This window comes from Methanospirillum sp., assembly GCF_035406105.1.
Lineage (GTDB): Archaea > Halobacteriota > Methanomicrobia > Methanomicrobiales > Methanospirillaceae > Methanospirillum.
Window position 1 is genome coordinate 1 of sequence record NZ_DAONKG010000253.1, and the last position, 3121, is coordinate 3121.

Genomic DNA, 3121 nt, shown 5'->3' on the forward strand with positions numbered 1-3121 from the left:
GTCTCATATCCAGTTCTGCCTTGGTTCTGGGACAGATCGAAGAATATTGCTTGTGCCCCGAAGAGTGCCTGCTTTGAGGAGAACAAGGTCTTCGATCATGGTGGTCTCTCTCCTCAGGAGATGGTTATTCCAGAAATTACTATTATGAAAGGGAGGAGTCGTACGGCTGGTGTGGTTATCGGTGAGAGTAAATGGAAGGGAATGAGATGTAAAATTACGGCGACAACCGGTCCAGGATATATCATAGATATTCGGGAACAGCCAGGCGATGCATCCTCAACGTTCCTGAAAAATGAGGATGGAAACCCATTGGACCAAATGACAATTCCGATTGATGGGGTTATCTCCATCACAATACGGGATGATTCACACGAAAGAAAAAAGGCCTGGATAGTGATTACTGATCAAACAGGGAAGATTGTCACCCAGAAAGATACTATCATAGGGGGGACTTGAATTATATGGCCGAATTAGATAATCTGGACGAGCGGGTAACTGGATTATTTGATGGATACGTCGTCCGGAAAGATCTGGCTCAGAAATTCAGAGGGAGTTATCCGGTCCCGACATATGTTGCTGAATTTCTTATCGGGCGATATTGTGCAACAACTGATGACGAAGAGATCAAAGAAGGACTTGAAATCGTTCAAAGACAACTTCAGGAACGGATTGTCCGGGCAGGTGAACAGGAGTTATTTAAAGCCCGTGCAAGAGAGAAAGGATCCGTCAAAATAATAGATCTCGTAACTGCACGACTCGATACCAAAACTGATACTTTTGAAGTGAGTCTTCCCTCGTTGATCCTTGATGATGTGTACATCCCTGCGGAGATGGTCTATGATAATGAACGGATGCTTACCGGAGGGTTTTATGCTGAAGTCGAGATCGAATATGGAAGTGGAATTGAAGGGAAAGGAGGCAGGCCCTTCTCCATTTCAAATTTAAAACCGATTCAACTCTCGAAAAGAAATGTCCTTTCCGATCTTGCTGAGGGCCGTCGGCAGATGAGCACCAAAGAATGGCGTTCATTTCTCATCAGAAGTATTGGACTTGAACCTGAAACCCTTTCAAAAAGAGCACAGGATGTTATTTTCCTCCGGATGATCCCCTATGTAGAAAAGAACTACAATTGTGTTGAACTCGGTCCAAGGGGAACGGGTAAAAGTTACATTTACCAGGAAATTAGTCCCTATTCCCATCTGGTGAGTGGAGGAAAAGCAACCGTTGCAAAGATGTTTGTCAATAATGCAACCGGCCAGAGAGGACTTGTCTGTCAGTATGATCTGGTCTGTTTTGATGAAGTAGCTGGAATCAAATTTGACACGAAAGAGGGTGTCAATATTATGAAAGGGTACATGGCCTCCGGTCAGTTCAGCCGTGGAAGAGAGAATATCAGGGCTGAGGGAAGTCTTGTAATGGTTGGGAATTTTGATGTCGATGTTGAACATCAACAACGGATTGGTCATCTTTTCGGTCCCCTTCCTCCGGAGATGAGGGACGATACTGCTTTCATGGACCGGATTCATAGTTACATACCCGGATGGGATTTCCCAAAATATCATCCGACACAACTTACCACTCATTTTGGCCTTGTATCTGATTTCCTGTCTGAATGCTTTAGACAACTGAGAAACGATTCCCACCTTCCAAAGATAATGGATCGGGTATCATTTGGGGATGCTCTTTCTGGTAGAGATCGGACCGGCGTCTTAAAAACCCTTGATGGATTACTAAAACTTCTGTATCCTGCTCATGACTCGGATATTTCGGACGAAGATCTTGAGTGGGCTGTCCGCCTAGCCCTTGAATGTAGAAGAAGAGTAAAGGAACAACAAAAACGGATTGGTTCCGCAGAATTCAGAAATACCATGTTTAGTTACCGGCTTGGTATTGAAGGGATCGAGCAGTACGTATCAACTCCGGAACTTCATCGTGAGAATACTATTTCGCCAGAACCACTTCCTCCCGGACAAGTCTGGGCTTTGGGCCCTGGAGAAGGAAATGAAGGGAATGGACTTTATAAACTCGAGATTACTGTTACTCCCGGTTCTTCTATCCGGCTGATTAATGTAAAAGCTGCTGCAGGGCTTCGGGAAAGTATACGATCTGCTGAACAAGTTCTCTATACTCAAGCAAAATCTCTTGTCGGGGATCATGATCCTACTTCTGTTGAATTCTCAGTTCAGGTCCGGGCAATGACCCCCGTAAGTGGAGGATCTTCTTTGTCTGTTCCAATATTAATCGCCCTTTGTTCTGCTGCTCTCAACAAGAGTACGAAAGGAGGGTATGTAATTGCCGGAGGGATGAGTGTTGGTGGAACTCTTGAGCCGGTTTATAATGCACTTGATATGGCAGAACTTGCAGCAGAAAAAGGGGCTTTAGCGATTGTTCTTCCAGTTTCCTGTCGAAAACAGATGAACGAAATGTCTGATGAACTCGCTGCAAGATTGGTGGTCATGTATTATACAGATCCTCGGGATGCATTGCTGAAAATGCTGGATGAGTAAGGAATTATTGTTATTATCGTACTTATCAGTCATGTTCCAAATATTTTTACCCCTTCATTTCCAATTCCTTTCTCAAGAGTACTATGACGTCACAAATACCGGATAGTATCATATGGAAAACAAATAAATATGAAATTCTTGGATTTGAAAATGCTGATGACGAAACAGGGCTGTTTGATCCAAAGAAATATGGATTAACACCGAGTATGATGCATACCGCATGTTATCGGGGATTTTATTGTACGTATATCATTGAGGAGGATATGCTGTATCTGAATACCTTGTGTGTGAATGATAAATATGGACATTATCCCCCGATTCATGGAATAGACGCTGCTCCTGGGCGATATGATGCTTTTGAATATACAGGTCTTCACATCCACATTCCGTATACTGGTGTGCTCAGGATTGGAACAGATTTCAAGCCGGAACATTATATTCACATGGGATTTCAAAAACCTTCGGCATACGGGACGGTGTGGGATATGAGATGTGTTTTTGGGAAGGTTGTTGAGATGAAAAACATTTCAGAAGACGTACAGAGAATCGAAGGGAAATATCATGATGAATATATGCATCTTGACTTCGTTACAAAGATAAATGACTCATTTAAG

The 3121-nt window shown here is 43.3% G+C and carries 2 protein-coding genes; both read left to right on the plus strand.

Annotation, left to right across the window (positions count from 1 at the left end):
- Nucleotides 1–456 (plus strand): hypothetical protein (locus PLA23_RS11935; RefSeq protein ID WP_324475322.1); only part of this gene is annotated, 456 nt, incomplete at its 5' end.
- Nucleotides 457–461: 5 nt separating this feature from the next.
- Complete coding sequence (gene brxL / locus PLA23_RS11940) at nucleotides 462–2507, plus strand: protease Lon-related BREX system protein BrxL (protein ID WP_324475323.1); 2046 nt, start codon at nucleotides 462–464, stop codon at nucleotides 2505–2507.
- The last annotated feature ends 614 nt before the right edge of the window (nucleotides 2508–3121 follow it).